The sequence below is a fragment of the Pseudomonas sp. 05N432 genome (genome assembly GCF_056396945.1).
Map to the genome: position 1 here is coordinate 155,317 of NZ_JBFTMM010000007.1, position 17,828 is coordinate 173,144.

A 17,828-nucleotide genomic window follows, 5' to 3' on the forward strand; every position below is an offset into this window, starting at 1 on the left:
GCCCAAGGCTGGAGCGACCCGCAAAGTCTGCTGAGGGGGGGCGCTAAAACGGTGGTTTGTATCGAGCAGAGGTCGCTTTTAACGCCATCTGCTGATTTCACGGTGGTGTAATGACGGTGTGCTGCAGCGTTGCATCACGGCTCCCGGAACGGAGCGAATGCTTGTCACGCCATGACCTCAACGAACTTCAGGACCGCACTCAATGAGCTTTCTTCGCCCCAAATTCATTACGTTCGACTGCTACGGTACGCTGACCAATTTCCACATGGGTACGATGACTCGCGAGTTGTTCGCCGATCGCGTGGTGCCCGAGCAGATGGAGCAGTTCGTCAGGGACTTCTCGGCCTATCGCCTGGACCAGGTCATGGGTGACTGGAGGCCGTATGACGAAATCCTCAAGACCGCGCTGGCGCGGACCTGCAAGCGTTGGGGTATTGAATACCGTGACGAAGGCCAGCTGTATTACGACGCCGTGCCGACCTGGGGTCCGCACCCGGACGTACCGGCCGGCCTGTCGAAAATCGCCGACAAGATCCCGCTGGTGATTTTCTCCAACGCCAGCAACAGCCAGATCATGTCCAACGTCGACAAGCTCGGCGCACCGTTTCACAAAGTTTTTACCGCCGAACAGGCACAAGCCTACAAACCGCGCCTGGCCGCGTTCGAGTTCATGCTCGACAACCTCAATTGCGGGCCGGAAGACATCTTGCATGTGTCGTCGAGCTTCCGTTACGACCTGATGCCGGCCCACGACATGAAGATCAAGAACAAGGCTTTCGTCGCCCGTGGTCACGAAGTCCCGGCCAACGCTTTCTACGAGTACCGGCAGATCACCGACATCGGCGGGCTGGCCGCGCTGGTCGGTCTCTGAGTCGTGTTCGTAACGGCACTCTTCACGGCAGCATAAGGGGTTAGACATGGGCAGTGAATCCTACTGGCTCGACACTGCACCGGCGTTCACCGGTGCTCAGACCGGCGCGTTGCCCGGGCAGGTCGACGTGGCCATTGTCGGGGGTGGTTTCACCGGCCTGGCGGCAGCTCGGGCGCTGGCCTTGAAGGGCGCCAGCGTGGCAGTGCTGGAAGCCGGCAGGGTGATCGGCGAAGCCTCGGGTCGCAACGGCGGTCAGTGCAATACCGGCGTGGCCCAGGATTACGCCGGCCTGAGCGCCAGCCTCGGCGCGGACAAGGCTCGGGCTTATTACAAGGCTTACGAGAGTGCCGTGCACAGCGTGGTGTCGCTGGTGGAGCAGGAGCAGATCGCCTGCGACCTCAAGCGTAACGGCAAGCTCAAGCTGGCCGCCAAGCCGATGCACTACGAGGGCCTGGCGCGGACTTGCGAGTTGATTCGCCGGGAGGTCGATGCCGATGTCGAGTTGCTGACCGCCGAACAGATCCGCGCTGAAGTCGACTCGGCCCAGTTCCACGGAGGATTGCTGCAGCGTAACGGTGTGCAGATGCATGTCGGGCGCTTCGGCGTCGGTCTGGCCGAAGCGGCGGCACGGCACGGTGCGTTGATCTATCAAGACACGCCGGTGACGGACTGGAAAGCCCAGGCTGGTGGCTATCAGGTCAACACCGCCAAGGGTTCGCTGCACGCCGGGCAGGTGCTGCTGGCGACGGGCGCCTGTCAGCACGGCGGGTTGGGTTGGTATCGGCGGCGGATCGTGCCGGTGGGCAGTTTCGTGATCGCCACCGAGGTCCTTCCCCAGAGCCTGATCGACCAGTTGTTGCCTGGCCGGCGAGCCTATGTCACCAGCCGGATGATCGGTAACTACTTCCGCCTGACCCCGGACAACCGCCTGCTGTTTGGCGGCCGTGCGCGGTTTGCCATGTCCGACAGCGTCTCCGATGCCAAGAGCGGCAAGGTGCTGCGTGCGGCGATGGTGCAGATGTTCCCGGCGTTGGCCACGGTGAAGATCGATTACTGCTGGGGCGGGCTGGTGGACATGACCTCCGACCGGTTGCCCCGTGCCGGCCAGCACGGCGGGGTTTATCACTCCATGGGCTACAGCGGCCATGGGGTGCAGATGTCGGTGCACATGGGCCAGGTGATGGCCGAAGTGATGGCCGGCAAGGTCGAGGCCAATCCCTGGCGCGAACTCGACTGGCCGGCGATTCCCGGGCATTTCGGCAAGCCGTGGTTCCTGCCGCTGGTGGGCGCTTATTACCGGTTCCAGGACTATTTGCATTGAGTTGATGTTGTGGCTTTACCGTCGTTTGCGTTTCCAGGACGTTCCGGTCAACCGGAACACTCGAGCCTTCTCTTTATCGACAGGTACAACTGATATGACTGATAACAAGATCGACTCCAAACTGATCTCCGGCCAGGAAAGCCTGAGAGTCTTCGAAGGCCTCAATCGCGGCATGTCGCGCCGCAACGCGTTGCAATTGCTCGGTGTCGCCGGGGTGGCTGCAGCGGGCGCCGGCAGCCTGTTCGGCGCCGCCGGCAAACTGTTCGCCGACGAAGCCGCGAGCCCTGGCAAAGGCAAGCCGGGCGGGCGGATTCGCGTCGCCGGCATGTCCAGCTCCACCGCCGATACCCTGGACCCGGCCAAGGGTGCGCTGTCCACCGACTACGTGCGCCACTATATGTTCTACAACGGCCTGACCCGTTTCGACAGCCACCTGGTGCCGCAACTGGAGCTGGCCGAGCGCATCGACAACACCGATGCCACGCTGTGGACCATTACCTTGCGCAAGGACGTGACCTTCCACAACGGCAAAACCCTGAGCGCCGCCGACGTGGTGTTCTCGCTGTCGCGACACAAGGACCCGCTGACCGGTTCCAAGGTCATGCCGCTTATGGAGCAGTTCGCCGAGATCAAGGCCACTGGCCCCCATGAAGTACAGATCCGCCTGAGCGCGCCGAACGCCGAACTGCCGTCGATCCTGGCCGTGTCGCACCTGCTGATCGTTCCCGAAGGCACCACCGACTTCAACCAGGGCATCGGTACCGGGCCGTTCAAGGTCAAGGAATTCAAACCGGGCGTGCGTTCGATTGCTGCGCGCAATACCGGCTACTGGAAACCGGGCCTGCCTTACCTGGACGAGATCGAGTTCATCGCCATTGCCGACGAGCCATCGCGGGTCAACGCGCTGCTGTCGGGCGACGTGCACATGATCAACGAGGTCAACCCGCGCTCCACCACGCGAATCAAGGCCAGCGCCGGTCACCGCGTCGTCGATGCGCCCTCGGGCAACTACACCGACTTGATCATCCGTCAGGATCAGATGCCTGGCAAAAGCGCGGAATTCACCCAGGCCATGAAGTACCTGATGGACCGCGAGCAAATCAAATCCGCGGTGTTCCGTGGTTTTGCGGTGGTCGGTAACGACCATCCGATTGCCCCCGGTTCGCGCTACTACAACGCTGACCTGCCGCAGACCGTCTATGACCCGGAGAAAGCCAAGTTCCTGCTGAAGAAGGCCGGCATGGACAGCATCAACATGCCGCTGGTGGCATCACCTGCCGCGACCGGTTCGGTGGACATCGCCGTGCTGTTGCAACAATCGGCGAAACAGGCCGGGCTCAAGCTCGACGTCAACCGCCTGCCTAGCGACGGCTACTGGTCCAACCACTGGATGAAGCACCCGTTGAGCTTCGGCAACATCAACCCGCGGCCGAACGCCGACGTGATGTTTTCGCAGTTCTTCCAGTCGAGCGCGCCGTGGAACGAATCGGGCTGGAAGAACGACCAGTTCGACCAGTTGCTGATGCTCGCCCGCGCGGAAACCGACGACGCCAAGCGCGGCAAGATGTACGCGGACATGCAGACCCTGGCGCATGACCACTGCGGTATCGGCATCCCGGTGTTCATCAGCAACATCGACGGCGTCGACCAGCGCGTCAAAGGCTATGGCAGCAACCCGTTGGGCGGCTTCATGGGCTACATGTTCGCCGAGCAGGTCTGGCTGGATGCTTGATGCGCCGACGAGGTTTGTGCCGTAGCAACATTGCAGGAGAACAGGGCGATGAATAGCAACACACTGTGGTTGATCGGCCGGCGTATGGGCGCCGCGATCGTGACCTTGTTGATCGTGTCCATGGTGGTTTTCGCCATCACGGCGGTACTGCCGGGGGACGCGGCACAACAGGCCCTCGGGCAGTTCGCCACGCCGGAACAGGTGGCGGCACTGCGGCTGAAACTGGGGCTCGATCAGCCCGGTGTGTTGCGTTACCTGCACTGGTTGATGAGCCTGCTCAGCGGCGACATGGGCCTGTCTGTTTCCAACGCCATGCCGGTGAGCGACTTGATGGCCGGTCGGGTGCCCAACACCTTGATGCTGGCGGCCGCCACGGCGCTGGTGTCAGTGCCGGTGGCGCTGATTCTGGGCATCGGTTCGGCCATGGGCCGGGGCGGGCGCGTCGACAGCTTTCTCAGCTTTGTCACCCTGGCGATGGTTGCTGTACCGGAGTTTTTGGTGGCAACCCTGGCGGTGCTGATTTTTGCGGTGAACCTGGGCTGGTTGTCGGCGCTGTCCTATGCCAGCGACATCACTTCACCGCTGCAATTTCTGCGCACCTACGCCTTGCCGGTGATGACGCTCTGCTGCGTGATCGTTGCGCAAATGGCGCGCATGACCCGGGCGGCGGTGATCGATCAACTCGATAGCCCGTATGTGGAAATGGCCCGGCTCAAAGGCGTGAGCCCAGTGCGGATCGTCCTGCGCCATGCCTTGCCCAATGCCATCGGGCCGATTGCCAACGCCATCGCCTTGAGTCTGTCCTACCTGCTGGGCGGGGTGGTGATCGTCGAGACGATCTTCAACTATCCCGGCATCGCCAGCCTGATGGTCGATGCGGTGACCAACCGTGACATGGCGCTGGTCCAGGCCTGCACCATGCTGTTTTGCACGGCGTACCTGGGGTTGGTGCTGATTGCCGACCTGTGCGCGATTCTTTCCAATCCAAGGCTGAGAAACCAATGAACAAGCTCATTGTGAAATCGATGCCTGTGACCCCCGACCTGTCGGTTGGCAAGGTGTCAAACGGGCCATCCTGGCTGGGTCTGGTCGGGGCAGCGATGTGTTTTATCTGGTTGCTGGTGGCGGTCTTCGGCCCGTGGCTGGCGCCGCACCCGGTCGGTGAAGTGGTCTCTGATAATGTCTTCGACAGCCTGAGTGCAGCGTACCCCTTCGGCACTGATTACCTGGGCCGCGACATGCTCAGCCGAATCCTCGTCGGTGCCCGTTTCACGGTCGGCCTGGCGCTGGTTGCCGCCGTGCTGGCCAGCGGTCTGGGCACCAGCTGCGCACTGTTGTCGGTGGTTTCGCCGAAATGGCTGGATGAAATCATCAGCCGCTTGATGGACGCGTTCATTTCGATCCCTAGCAAGATGCTGGCGCTGATCATGGTCTCGGCCTTCGGCTCTTCGGTGACGTTGCTGATCTGCACCGCGGTGCTGAGTTTCACCCCCGGCGCGTTCCGCATTGCCCGCAGCATGGCGGTCAACATCGAAGCGCTGGAGTACGTACAAGTGGCCCGAACCCGTGGCGAACGCCGGCTGTATATCGCCTGCGTGGAAATCCTGCCGAACATGCTCAACCCGGTGCTGACCGATCTGGGGCTGCGTTTCGGTTTCATTGTGTTGTTGCTCAGCGGCATGAGTTTCCTCGGCCTCGGCGTGCAACCGCCGGATGCCGACCTCGGGTCGCTGGTGCGGGAAAACATTGGCGGCCTCAATCAGGGCGCGCCGGCCATCGTGATTCCGGCACTGGCCATCGGCACCCTGACCATTGGCGTGAATCTGTTCATCGACAGGCTGTCGTCCCGACGTAGTCGACGTACGGGGGGGCATTGAGATGAGTGAATTGATTCGGGTCCAGGACCTGCGCGTGGTCGCCTGTGGCGAACGCAGCGAAGTAGAAATCGTCAAGGGGGTGAGCTTCTCCCTGGAAAAAGGTGAAGTGCTGGCGCTGATCGGTGAGTCGGGCTCCGGCAAGACCACCATCGCCCTGGCGCTGCTCGGTTACGCCCGGCGTGGTTGCCGGTTGGCCGGCGGCGTGGTGCAAGTCGGCGAACACGACATGCTGGCGTTGAGCGAACGCGAACTGCAAGGCCTGCGCGGGAACCGTGTGTCGTATATCGCGCAAAGCGCTGCGGCGGCGTTCAACCCGGCGAAAAAACTGATCGACCAAGTGGTGGAGGGCGCGCTGATTCATGGCCTGGGTAACCGGACCGTGCTCGAAGCCAAAGCCATCGAGCTGTTCCGCGACCTGGCCTTGCCGGACCCTGAACACATCGGCCAACGCTACCCGCACCAAGTGTCCGGGGGGCAACTGCAGCGGGTGATGGCGGCGATGGCGCTGATCAGCGATCCGCTGCTGGTGGTGCTCGACGAGCCGACCACTGCCCTCGACGTGACCACTCAAATCGACGTGCTGCGCGCCTTCAAACGAGTGGTGCGTGAGCGTGGGGCGACAGCAGTCTACGTGTCCCACGACCTGGCCGTGGTGGCGCAGATGGCCGATCAGATCGTTGTGTTGAATGGCGGTCAGATCTTCGAACAGAGCGCCACCGCGCCTTTGCTCAAAGGCCCGGCCCATGAATACACCCGTAGCCTGCTGGCGGCGGCGCGCCCGGATACGACGATCCGTCCGCCCTGCGGTGTGGCCGAAGATCAGCCACTGCTGACCATCAAAGGTTTGACCGCCGGCTATGGCAACAAAAACACCCAAGGCATGCCGTCGATCCGCGTGCTGGAAGACATCGACCTGACGGTGCGCAGGGGCCAGGCCATCGGCGTGATCGGTGAATCGGGTTCCGGCAAGTCGACCCTGGCGCGGGTGGTGGCCGGGTTGCTGACGCCGGCGTTAGGTGGCCTGACCTTTGATGGTCAGCCACTGGGCGGCAGCCTGTCCGAGCGTACCGACGAACAGTTCCGGCGCATTCAAATGGTCTTCCAGAACGCCGACACCGCGCTCAACCCGATGCACAGCATCAGCACCATTCTGAGCCGGCCGCTGAAGATGTATTTCGGCCTCAAGGGCGCCGCATTGCGCGAGCGTATCGGCGAGCTCCTGGACCTGGTGCGCTTGCCGCGGAGCCTGGCCGAGCGTCGGCCGAATGAACTCTCCGGCGGGCAAAAGCAACGGGTCAACCTGGCCCGGGCACTGGCGGCCAAGCCGGACCTGATTCTGTGCGATGAAGTGACTTCGGCGCTGGATACGGTGGTCGGCGCGGCGATTCTTGAACTGCTGCGCGACCTGCGTCAGGAGCTGGGGGTGTCGTACCTGTTCATCAGCCACGACATCTCCACCGTGCGTGCGCTGTGCGACGACATCGTGGTGATGTACAGCGGCTACAAGGTTCAGGAGGGCAGTCGGCAGTCGTTTGCCCAAGCGCCTTTCCATCCTTACACCGACCTGTTGATTCATTCGGTGCCGGAGTTGCGTCAGGGCTGGCTGGAGAACTGCGGCACCACCTGCGGCACGCTGCCGCCGATCGGTGCCAAGGCCAACGTGCCGGAGCTGTGCACGTTTCTCAATCGCTGCCCGGTACGGGTCGACGGTTTGTGCAATCGCACCGCGCCAAACCGCCGGACGCTTGTCGGCGGCAGTGAAATCCTTTGTCACCACGACAGTGCCGAGCTGCTGAAAACCCAGCAGGATTTGAACAGCATGATTCAGGGAGCCTATGTATGAAGGGGCGTTTTGTGAGGCTGGCCGAGCAGGGCCGGCCGACCGTCAAATTGACGGTGGACGGCACACCCATCGAGGCGTTGCAGGGCGACACGCTGATGGTCGCGTTGCTGACCCAGGGTTCGGCGCTGCGCCAGTCGGAGTTCGACTCGGGCCGGCGGGCCGGTTTTTGCCTGATGGGCGCCTGTCAGGATTGCTGGGTCTGGACCCGCAGCGGCGAACGGCTGCGTGCCTGTTCCAACGAAGTCCGTGAAGGGTTGGATATCATCACCACACAACCGGAGGCGATATGGCCACTGCACGGCTGAGCACTCATCGAGTCGTTATCGTCGGCGCCGGGCCGGCCGGCATTCGCTGCGCCGAAACCTTGCTGGCGGCGGGCTGCAAGCCGATCCTGATCGATGAAAATCGTCGCGATGGCGGGCAGATCTACCGTCGCCAACCGCAAGGTTTTACCCGCGATTACACCACGCTCTACGGCGCCGAAGCGGCCAAGGCCAAAGACTTGCACCAAAGCTTCGACCGCTTGCGCGGGTTGATCGACTACCGCCCGGACACGCTGGTGTGGAACCTCACACCGGGGCAACTGTGCTGCGTCAGCCAGGGCAAACACTCGACGGTTGATTACGACGCGCTGATCCTCTGCACCGGCGCCACCGACCGCTTGATGCCGATCGAAGGCTGGCAACTGGCGGGCACCTACAGCCTCGGCGGCGCGCAGATCGCGCTCAAATCCCAAGCGGTGTCGATTGGTCATCGCGTGGTGTTCATGGGCAGCGGGCCGTTGCTGTATCTGGTCGCCAGTCAATACCTCAAGGCCGGTGCCAACGTGGCGGCGGTGCTCGACACTTCGCCGCTGAGCAAGCGCATCGGCGCCTTGCCGAAACTGCTGGCGCGCCCCGGACTGCTGTTCGCCGGGATGAAACTGTTGGCGCAGCTGTACCGGGCGAAGATTCCGGTGCACTTGGGGATTTCTCCGTTGCAAGTGCTGGGCGATGCCCAGCGCGGTGTCAGTGGTGTGCGGGTGCGGACCGCCGAAGGCAAGACGTTGACCGTGGAATGCGATGCCGTGGCGCTGGGTTATCACCTGCGCCCGGAAACCCAACTGGCGGATCTGGCCGGTTGCCGTTTGCGCTTCGATGAGGCGTCCAGTCAATGGTGGCTGGCCACCGATGAAGATGGCCGGACCTCGGTGAATGGTGTGTATGCCGCCGGCGATGGTTCGAAAATTCGTGGGGCGGACGCCGCCGAACATGCCGGGCGTCTGGTGGCGATGGCGCTGCTGGAGGATCTGCACCAGCCGGTGGACGCCGGGTTACGCGACGAACAACGCCGCGCCCTGGCGCTGATGGACCAGTTTCGTCTTGGCCTGGCCCAGGCGTTTCCCTGGCCTGCCGAACAAGCCAAGGCCTTGCCCGACTCGGCCATTGTCTGCCGCTGCGAGATGATCAGCGCTGGCGAATTGCGGCGCACCGTCAGCGAAAAGGGCGCCTGCGAAGTCAATCGGGCCAAGGCGTTCAGCCGGGTCGGCATGGGCCGCTGCCAGGGCCGTTATTGCTCCCAGGCGGGGGCCGAGGTGATTGCCGCTGCGGCCGGCGTCAATGTGCAACTGGTCGGTCGCCAGCGTGGTCAGGCGCCGGTCAAACCGCTTTCGATGCTCACCGAGGAGGTGTCGCCATGACGCTACAGAAAGCCGATGTGGTGATTGTCGGGGGTGGCCTGATGGGCTCGGCGGCGGCGTTTTTCCTGCGCCAGCGCGGGCAGTCGGTGATCTTGCTGGAGCGCGACCAGATCGGTCAGTACGCCAGCGGCGTGAACTTCGGCAACGTCCGGCGCCAGGGACGATTCCTCGGGCAGCTGGAGTTGGCCAACCGTTCCTGGGCATTGTGGAAACGCCTGCCGGAACTGATCGACGACGACCTCGAATTCATCGCCAGCGGGCACATGCGCGTGTGCTACCGCGAAGACGAAATCGCCGAACTGGAGGCCTACGCCGCCGCTCCCGAAGCGGCGCAACTGGACCTGAAAATCTATCGCGGCGCCGAACTGCACCAGCGTTTTCCGTTTCTTGGTCCGGACGTGAAGGGCGGCTCCTACGCGCCCCACGACGGCCACGCCAACCCGCGTCTGGCAGCCCCGGCGTTTGCCCGCGCCGCACGGCGTCTCGGTGCGCGGATCGAAGAGCAGACCGAAGTCGCCGAAGTGCAAAAGGTTGGCGGTGAGTTCACCGTCACCACCACCGATGGTCGCCAGTTCAGCGCCGAACAGTTGCTGATTACCGCCGGTGCCTGGGGCCAGAAGCTGTCGGCGCAGTTCGGCGAACCGGTGCCGCTGGACACTCACGGCCCGCAAATGGCGGTGACCGAGCCGGTGCCGTACGCCTTGCCAACGGTGATCGGCGTGTACACGAAAATTCCCGAGGAAGTGATTTACTTCCGGCAGATCCCGCGCGGCAACATCGTCATCGGCGGTGGCTACCGCAGCAAGCCGGACATGCTGAACCGTCGGGCCCAGGTCGAGCCGCGCAGCATCCTCAACCAGATCCAGCAGATGCGGCGCCTGCTGCCGGGTGTCGGCAACCTGAACATCATCCGCGTCTGGAGCGGCATCGAAGGTTACATGCCCGATTCCCTGCCGGTGATGGGCCGCAGCGGCACGGTCGACGGGTTGTTCTACGCGTTCGGCTTCTGCGGTCACGGCTTTCAGCTTGGCCCGGGCGTCGGTGACGTGATGGCTGAACTGATCAGCACCGGCAGCACCCGCACTTCGATTGAGCCGTTCTCCATTCGCCGGTTCGCCCTTTCAGCCGAGCAACGGAGCAAGGCCTCATGAAACCCCGTGTACTGGATATTCTCAAACGCCTGATGGCCTTCGATACCGTATCTTCGGAGTCGAATATGGCCTTGATCGAGTACGTACGCGACTTGTTGCTGAGCAAGGGCATCGAGTCGCTGATCGTCAAGGACTCCACCGGCAAGAAGGCCAACCTGTTTGCCAGCACCGGCCCTAAGGAGTTGCCGGGGATTCTGCTGTCCGGGCACACCGACGTGGTCCCGGCAGCGGGGCAGGCCTGGACCGTTCCGGCGTTTCAGGCGACGCTGCAGGAGGGACGGATTTACGGGCGCGGCAGCTGCGACATGAAGGGGTTTATCGCGTTGGCCATCGACGCCATGCTCGACGCTGCCGACCATTCGCTGAGCCGGCCACTGCAACTGGCGCTGTCCCATGACGAAGAGACCGGTTGCGTTGGCGTCCGGCGTTTGCTCGATGTGCTGCATCTGGCGCCGGTGCGGCCATTCCTGTGCCTGATTGGCGAACCGACCAACATGCAGTTTGTACTGGGGCACAAGGGCAAGGGTTCTTATCGCACGTACTGTCGGGGCCTGGAGGCGCACTCATCGCTGGCGCCGCGCTCGGTCAATGCGATCCACGTGGCTTGCGATTTCATCGCGGCACTGCGTCAAAGCCAACAGCAATTGCAAGAGCAGGGCGCTCAGGATGCGGACTACGACGTGCCTTACAGCACGGTGCATGTCGGACAGATTGTCGGCGGCAAGGCGCTGAACATCGTGCCGAACCTCTGCACCCTCGACTTCGAAGTGCGCAACCTGCCGGCAGACGATCTGGATCAGTTCCTGACGCAGATGCAAGAGCGTGCGGAAGTGATCGTACGCGAGGCCAAAAAGCTCTCCAGCGTGGCGGACATCGAGATTGAAACCCTCAATGTCTATCCAGGTCTCGATACCCATCCGAGTGTCGAAGCGGTGCGCTTTCTGAAGAACTTCGCCGCACCGGATACCGGCACCGCCAAAGTCTCGTTCGGCACCGAAGGCGGGTTGTTCAAGCAGCGCCTGGATGTGCCGGTGGTGGTCTGCGGACCGGGTTCGATCGAACAGGCGCACAAGCCGGACGAGTTCATCGAGATCAGCCAGATGGAGGCCGGGGAGCGGTTTCTTGAGGGCCTGACCGGTTCTTTGAAATTGTAAAAGAATTAAATGTGGGAGCGAGCCTGCTCGCGATGGCGGCTTATCTCTCAACATCAATATTGCCTGATCCACCGCTATCGCGAGCAGGCTCGCTCCCACAGGGGTTTGTGTTTGTCTGATAGACCATAAACTCCTTCGGTAGAGCCTGCCGTCCCGCCGCGATTTTCAGCATCCGACGCTGCCCTCAAGGCACTTTCAGCATCCTCTTCCGAGGCACCTCCCTAGACTGGCAAGTGTCTCGGATCAGGACCTCGACCATGCTCAAGAATCGTTTGAAAGACCCAAGCCTTTTGGCAGAACTCGCCTACATCGACGGGCAGTGGATCGGCGCCGACAACGCCGCGACGCTGGACGTCATCGACCCGGCCAACGGCCAGTTCCTTGCCCGCGTACCGGCGATGCAAGGCACGGAAACCCGCCGCGCCATCGACGCCGCCGAAAAAGCCTGGCCAGCCTGGCGCGCCCGCCCGGCGGCCGAGCGTGCGGCGCTGCTGGAGCGCTGGTATCAGGCGATGATCGACAACCTCGATGACCTCGCGTTGATCATGACTTGCGAGCAGGGCAAACCGCTCAACGAAGCCAAAGGCGAAATTCGCTACGGCGCCGGTTTCGTCAAATGGTTTGCCGAAGAGGCCCGCCGGGTTTACGGCGAAACCATACCGGCCCCCAGCGGCGACCGCCGACTGCTGACCCTCAAGCAACCGGTGGGTGTCTGTGCGGCCATCACCCCGTGGAACTTCCCCAACGCGATGATCACCCGCAAGTGCGCGCCGGCCTTGGCGGCGGGTTGTCCGATCATCGTCAAACCCTCGGACCTGACGCCATTGTCGGCACTGGCCCTGGCAGTACTGGCCGAGCGCGTCGGCATCCCGGCCGGGGTGTTCAACGTGCTGACCGGAATGCCCGCCGGCATCGGCGAAGAGCTGACCGGCAACCCGACCGTACGCAAGCTTTCCTTCACCGGTTCGACGGCGGTGGGCCGCTTGCTGATGCGCCAGAGTGCCGAGCACATCAAGCGCTTGAGCCTGGAGCTGGGCGGCAATGCGCCGTTCATTGTGTTCGACGATGCTGACCTGGAGCAGGCTGTGACGGGCATCATGCTCAGCAAGTTTCGCAACGCCGGGCAGACCTGCGTCTGCGCCAACCGCATCCTGGTGCAGGACGGCATCTACGAGCGCTTCGCCCAGCGGTTGGTGGAGGAGGTGGGCAAGCTCAAGGTCGGTAACGGCCTCGACGCCGACGTCACCATCGGCCCGCTGATCAATCCGGCGGCAGTGAGCAAAGTCGCCCGGCATATCGACGATGCCCTGAGCCAGGGCGCGCGCTTGCTCTGCGGCGGTATTCCCGAGGGCGACAGTCAATTTGTCCAGCCAACGGTACTCGGCGATGCCCACGCCGGCATGCTGCTGGCCAACGAAGAAACCTTCGGCCCGGTGGCGCCGCTGATGCGCTTTACCGAGGAGGCCGAAGCACTCGCGCTGGCCAATGCCACGCCTTATGGACTGGGCGCCTACTATTTCACTCAGGACCTGCGCCGCTCGTGGCGTTTCGGCGAAGCGCTGGAGTTCGGCATGGTCGGCCTCAACACCGGGATCATTTCCATGGAAGTCGCGCCGTTCGGCGGCATCAAGCAGTCGGGTCTGGGCCGTGAAGGCAGCAAGTACGGCCTGGACGAATACCTTGAAGTCAAAGCCTTCCACATTGGCGGGCTGTAACTCACAGACACGGGGAGCCACGATTGATGAGCAAGACATTCAGAATCGCCGCGATTGCCGGCGATGGCATCGGCAAGGAAGTCCTGCCCGAAGGGCTGCGAGTCCTTGAGCAGGCGGCGAAGAAATGGCAGCTGGAATTGAGCATCGAGGTGCTCGACTGGGCGCACTGCGATTACTACCTGGAGCACGGGCAGATGATGCCCGACGACTGGTTCGAACAGCTCAAGGGTTTTGATGCGATCTACTTCGGCGCCGTGGGCTGGCCAGACAAGGTGCCGGACCACATTTCCCTGTGGGGTTCGCTGCTGAAATTCCGTCGGGATTTCGACCAGTACGTGAATATCCGCCCGGTGCGGTTATTCCCCGGCGTGCCGTGCCCATTGGCCGGCCGCAAGCCGGGGGACATCGATTTCGTGGTGATTCGTGAGAACACCGAAGGTGAATATTCCTCGGTCGGCGGCAAGATGTTCGAAGGCACCGAGCATGAGTTCGTGCTGCAAGAGTCGGTGTTCACGCGGCGCGGCGTCGACCGGATTCTCAAGTTCGCTTTCGAGCTGGCCCAGACCCGGCCGCGCAAACGCCTGACGGCGGCGACCAAGTCCAACGGGATTTCCATCAGCATGCCGTACTGGGACGAGCGCACCGCATTGATGGCCGCGCAGTACCCGGAGATCACCTGGGACAAACAGCACATCGATATTCTGTGCGCGCGTTTCGTGTTGCAACCGGACCGCTTCGATGTGGTGGTGGCGTCGAACCTGTTCGGCGACATTCTCTCCGACCTCGGGCCGGCGTGTGCTGGCACCATCGGCATTGCGCCATCGGCAAATCTCGACCCGGAGCGGCGTTTTCCATCGCTGTTCGAACCGGTGCATGGCTCGGCGCCGGATATCTACGGGCAAAACATCGCCAACCCGATTGCGATGATCTGGTCCGGGGCGTTGATGCTCGATTTCCTCGGTAACGGTGATGAGCGCTATCGCGCGGCCCATGACGGGATTCTGCAGGCGATCGAGCGGGTGATTGCCGAGGGGCCGATCACGCCGGATCTGGGTGGGAAGGGCTCGACTCAGGATGTCGGGAAGGCGATTGCCGACAGACTCTAAGTCACCCACCGAACTACTGTGGGAGCGAGCCTGCTCGCGATGAGGGCCTGACATTCAGCAGTGATGTTGACTGACAGTCCGCTATCGCGAGCAGGCTCGCTCCCACATTTGGTCTGTGTTTTAGTCAGTAACCTTGGGCTCGATCCACTTCACCCACCATTTTCTCCCCCCGCTCATACCGCCGAATATTCTCCAGCAACACCCCAAACGCACTTTCCGGCTGGGTCATCGCCGCAATGTGCGGGGTCAGCAGAATCTGCGGATGGTCCCAAAACGGATGATCCACCGGGGCCGGTTCTTCCTGTAGCACATCGAGTACCGCGCCGCTCAGTTGCCCGCTGTCCAGCGCCTCGAGCAAATCACTTTCCACCAGATGCCCGCCACGGCCCATGTTGATCAGCGCCGCGCCACGGGGCAGTTGCTGGAACAGCGTGCGGTCGAGGATGCCTTGGGTCTGTTCGGTCAGCGGCAGTACGCACAGCAGAATGTCGCACTGGCTCAGGAACGCCGGCAGCTGCTCGTTGCCGGCATAGCAAGCGACGCCCGGGACTTGATGAGCACTGCGCGCCCAGCCGGACAACGTAAAACCCAGGGGCTGCAAGGTCGCGAGAATCTGCCGGGCCTGGGTGCCGAGGCCCATGACGCCAACCCGTCGCTTGGCCGCCGGTTGCAGCAAGTGAGCCTGCCAGCACCGGGCCATTTGCTGCTGGCGATAGCGCAGCATGTCCCGGTGCAGGCTGAGCACCGCGAAACTGGCGTATTCGCACATGCCGCGAGTGATGCCGGGGTCCAGCAGGCGCACCACCGGCAGGCTTGTCGGCAAGCGGCGCAAGTCCAGTTGATCGACCCCGGCGGACAACGCAAACAACACGCGCAGGTTGGGCAGCCGCGCCTCGAGATCATCCGGTGCCTGCCAGGCGGCGAGGTACTGAATGTCCTTGGGGTCGCCGATGTCCGGCCAGGCGCGCCATTCGATATCCGGGGCATGCTCGGCGAACAGCGCTTTCCACTGTTCGCCGCGTACCGGGTCAGCTTTATAAAGCAGGGCCATGGGCATTTCCTGAAGGGGGGACGAGGCTGTCCATCATCGCGCAACGCCAGCGCAGGATCTGTCGAAAGGGCCGGGTTAAACGCGTTGCACCCGTTTCTATCAGGCATGCCCCGGCAGATTCGGCGGGTTGAAGGAATCTGCCGTTTGGCGGGGTGAAAACAGTCGATCCGAATTTCTCAGGGCGCAAGTTCGGCGTAGTTCGTTTCGCACAAGCCTTAACCTGAACACCATCGCAACCACCTCCCGGTTGCCGGACTCACGATGGGAAATGCCATGAACAGCAAAGTCGACGAAACCCCTCATTTGCTCCGTCAGCGCGATCAATTCGTGCCACGTGGCCTGGTTACCGCTCACCCGTTGGTGATCGATCGCGCCCAAGGTGCCGAATTGTGGGACGTGGACGGCCAGCGCTACCTGGATTTTGTCGGCGGCATTGGTGTGCTGAACATCGGCCATAACCACCCCAAGGTGGTCGCCGCGGTGCAGGCCCAGTTGCAAAAGGTCTCCCACGCGTGTTTTCAGGTGGTGGCCTATAAGCCTTATCTCGATCTGGCCCAGCGCCTGTGTGAAATGATCGGCGGCAACGAAGCCTATAAAGCGGCGTTCTTTACCTCTGGCGCCGAGGCCGTGGAAAACGCGGTGAAGATTGCCCGCGCTCATACCAATCGCTCGGCGGTGATTGCGTTTCGTGGCGGGTTTCACGGTCGCACCTTGCTCGGCACCACGCTGACCGGCATGAGCCAGCCGTACAAGCAGAACTTCGGGCCGTTCGCGCCGGAGGTGTTCCACACGCCGTACCCGAATGCCTATCGCGGCGTCAGCAGCGAGATGGCCCTCAAGGCGCTGGACGAGTTGCTGGCCACCCAGGTCGCCCCTGAGCGGGTCGCGGCAATCATCATTGAACCGGTCCAGGGCGACGGTGGTTTCCTCTCGGCACCGGTGGAGTTCCTCCAGGCGCTGCGTGCCCTCACTGAAAAACACGGGATTGTGCTGATTCTCGATGAAATCCAGACCGGTTTTGGCCGCACCGGCAAGTGGTTCGGTTTCCAGCACGCCGGCATCCAGCCGGACCTGGTGACCGTCGCCAAAAGTCTTGCCGGTGGTCTACCGTTGTCCGGTGTGGTCGGCAAGGCCGGGATCATGGACGCGCCATTGCCCGGTGGCCTGGGCGGTACTTACGGCGGTAACGCGCTGTCATGCGCCGCAGCGCTGGCGGTGATCGACGCCTATGAGCAAGAACAGTTGCTGGCGCGTGGCGATGCTCTGGGCGAGCGTTTGCGTCAGGGGTTGCTGCGCTTGCAGGCCCGTCACCCACAAATCGGCGACGTGCGCGGTAGCGGGTTCATGCTGGCGATCGAATTGATCAAGGATGACGACGCGCGTACCCCGGATGCGGAGCTGAATCAGCGGCTGATCGACGAAGCCCGAGCGGGCGGTCTGCTGGTGATCAAATGCGGCGTGTACCGCAACGTGCTGCGCTTCCTTGCACCGCTGGTGACAACAGAGGATCAGATCGACGAAGCGCTGCAGATTCTTGAAGCAGCATTGGCACGCGTCTTGAACTGAGTTCATGCCTGCTTTGGGCGATACCGCGAGGTATCGCCCGTGAGCATTTATGGAGCATGGGGTGACGGAGTGCATTATTGGAGGCTTGGCGTACCATGGGGCTGACTGATTATCGAGCGTTGCTCATCGATTGCGATGAAGTCCTGGTCGATCGCGATTCGGGAGTCTGGACGGCGCTGCAACCGCTGCTAGACGGCCTTGGCGGTCGCCCGGACAAGGAGCAGGTATTGGCCGAATACAGCGAGGTGGTGCGTGCGCTCTACCCGCGTTTCGGTGAACTGGGCTTCAGTGGCTTGCTGTGTTTCGCCCATCGGCAGCTGGCCGAGCGCTGGGGGCTGCGAGCCAGTTGGGAGGAGGGCATGAGTTTTGCCCGTTCGGTGGCCAGTTGGTCGCTGTTCGAGGATGCGCCCGGCGCGATGTTGTACCTGCGCAAGTTCTATCGCTTGCTGGTGCAGGGCGATCGGGATGCCGAAGATCGAGGGCTGCTCTGTGAGCGTTTGGGGGTCATGCCCGACGACTTCATTTCACTGGCCAGCGATCCCTTGCTGGATCGGGACTGGTTACAGGCCAATGGGCTTGAGGCCCGGGAGATCCTGCAAGTGACCCGACCTTCTGCCGGTCGGCAGGCGACCAGCGATGTGTGCCTGATTTGTCGCGGGCGGGCAAAACCTGCAACGTCGTGTGCGGCGGATTACTGCATTAACAGCATGGCTGACCTGGTGGCTCAGCATCAGCTGTCTTTACGGCGCTGATTTTGCTAGAA

At 62.6% G+C, this 17,828-nt stretch carries 15 protein-coding genes; 14 read left to right on the forward strand and 1 reads right to left on the reverse strand.

What is annotated here, in order from left to right; translation table 11 throughout:
- Positions 1–202: 202 nt before the first annotated feature.
- The 12 genes from AC1DHT_RS09895 to AC1DHT_RS09950 all read left to right on the forward strand — a co-directional run bounded on the left by AC1DHT_RS09895 (position 203) and on the right by AC1DHT_RS09950 (position 14,448).
- Positions 203–871: a haloacid dehalogenase type II gene (locus AC1DHT_RS09895; RefSeq protein ID WP_427545843.1), complete on the forward strand. Its 669-nt coding sequence runs from the start codon at positions 203–205 to the stop codon at positions 869–871.
- Between the two features lie 46 nt (positions 872–917).
- Complete coding sequence (locus tag AC1DHT_RS09900) at positions 918–2,192, forward strand: NAD(P)/FAD-dependent oxidoreductase (RefSeq protein WP_427545841.1); 1,275 nt, start codon at positions 918–920, stop codon at positions 2,190–2,192.
- A 94-nt stretch (positions 2,193–2,286) separates the two neighbouring features.
- On the forward strand, positions 2,287–3,924 hold the full coding sequence (locus AC1DHT_RS09905; RefSeq protein ID WP_427545839.1) for an ABC transporter substrate-binding protein: 1,638 nt from the start codon (positions 2,287–2,289) through the stop codon (positions 3,922–3,924).
- Between the two features lie 48 nt (positions 3,925–3,972).
- Positions 3,973–4,929, forward strand: a complete 957-nt coding sequence (locus AC1DHT_RS09910) for an ABC transporter permease (RefSeq protein ID WP_019689735.1) — start codon at positions 3,973–3,975, stop codon at positions 4,927–4,929.
- A complete protein-coding gene (locus tag AC1DHT_RS09915) occupies positions 4,926–5,801 on the forward strand; it encodes an ABC transporter permease (protein ID WP_054597942.1) in 876 nt (291 codons plus the stop codon). Before AC1DHT_RS09910 ends, AC1DHT_RS09915 begins: the two co-directional genes overlap by 4 nt.
- A gap of 1 nt (position 5,802) precedes the next feature.
- On the forward strand, positions 5,803–7,644 hold the full coding sequence (locus AC1DHT_RS09920; RefSeq protein WP_427545837.1) for an ABC transporter ATP-binding protein: 1,842 nt from the start codon (positions 5,803–5,805) through the stop codon (positions 7,642–7,644).
- A complete protein-coding gene (locus tag AC1DHT_RS09925; RefSeq protein ID WP_054597940.1) occupies positions 7,641–7,949 on the forward strand; it encodes a (2Fe-2S)-binding protein in 309 nt (102 codons plus the stop codon). The genes AC1DHT_RS09920 and AC1DHT_RS09925 overlap by 4 nt, the downstream gene beginning before the upstream one ends.
- Entirely contained in the window at positions 7,931–9,322 is a 1,392-nt protein-coding gene (locus AC1DHT_RS09930) for an FAD/NAD(P)-dependent oxidoreductase (protein ID WP_427545835.1), read from the forward strand. Before AC1DHT_RS09925 ends, AC1DHT_RS09930 begins: the two co-directional genes overlap by 19 nt.
- On the forward strand, positions 9,319–10,473 hold the full coding sequence (locus AC1DHT_RS09935) for an NAD(P)/FAD-dependent oxidoreductase (RefSeq protein WP_427545833.1): 1,155 nt from the start codon (positions 9,319–9,321) through the stop codon (positions 10,471–10,473). The genes AC1DHT_RS09930 and AC1DHT_RS09935 overlap by 4 nt, the downstream gene beginning before the upstream one ends.
- Positions 10,470–11,627, forward strand: coding sequence for an acetylornithine deacetylase (gene argE / locus AC1DHT_RS09940; protein ID WP_427545831.1), 1,158 nt, complete (start codon positions 10,470–10,472; stop codon positions 11,625–11,627). Before AC1DHT_RS09935 ends, argE begins: the two co-directional genes overlap by 4 nt.
- Before the next feature lie 257 nt (positions 11,628–11,884).
- Complete coding sequence (locus AC1DHT_RS09945; protein WP_427545829.1) at positions 11,885–13,342, forward strand: NAD-dependent succinate-semialdehyde dehydrogenase; 1,458 nt, start codon at positions 11,885–11,887, stop codon at positions 13,340–13,342.
- 26 nt (positions 13,343–13,368) lie between these two features.
- Positions 13,369–14,448, forward strand: coding sequence for a tartrate dehydrogenase (locus tag AC1DHT_RS09950; RefSeq protein ID WP_019689743.1), 1,080 nt, complete (start codon positions 13,369–13,371; stop codon positions 14,446–14,448).
- Between the two features lie 124 nt (positions 14,449–14,572).
- Here the strand turns inward: AC1DHT_RS09950 and AC1DHT_RS09955 are convergent, their stop codons facing one another.
- Positions 14,573–15,499, reverse strand: a complete 927-nt coding sequence (locus tag AC1DHT_RS09955; RefSeq protein WP_427545827.1) for a 2-hydroxyacid dehydrogenase — start codon at positions 15,497–15,499, stop codon at positions 14,573–14,575.
- 273 nt (positions 15,500–15,772) lie between these two features.
- On the opposite strand from AC1DHT_RS09955, the gene gabT reads away from it, so the two are divergent.
- Positions 15,773–17,065 carry a 4-aminobutyrate--2-oxoglutarate transaminase gene (gene gabT / locus AC1DHT_RS09960; RefSeq protein WP_427545825.1) on the forward strand — a complete coding sequence of 431 codons (1,293 nt, stop codon included), beginning with the start codon at positions 15,773–15,775 and terminating at the stop codon, positions 17,063–17,065.
- Between the two features lie 95 nt (positions 17,066–17,160).
- The gene (locus tag AC1DHT_RS09965; protein ID WP_427545860.1) at positions 17,161–17,817 is read left to right on the forward strand and encodes an HAD family hydrolase; all 657 of its coding nucleotides are present in this window, start codon (positions 17,161–17,163) and stop codon (positions 17,815–17,817) included.
- The last annotated feature ends 11 nt before the right edge of the window (positions 17,818–17,828 follow it).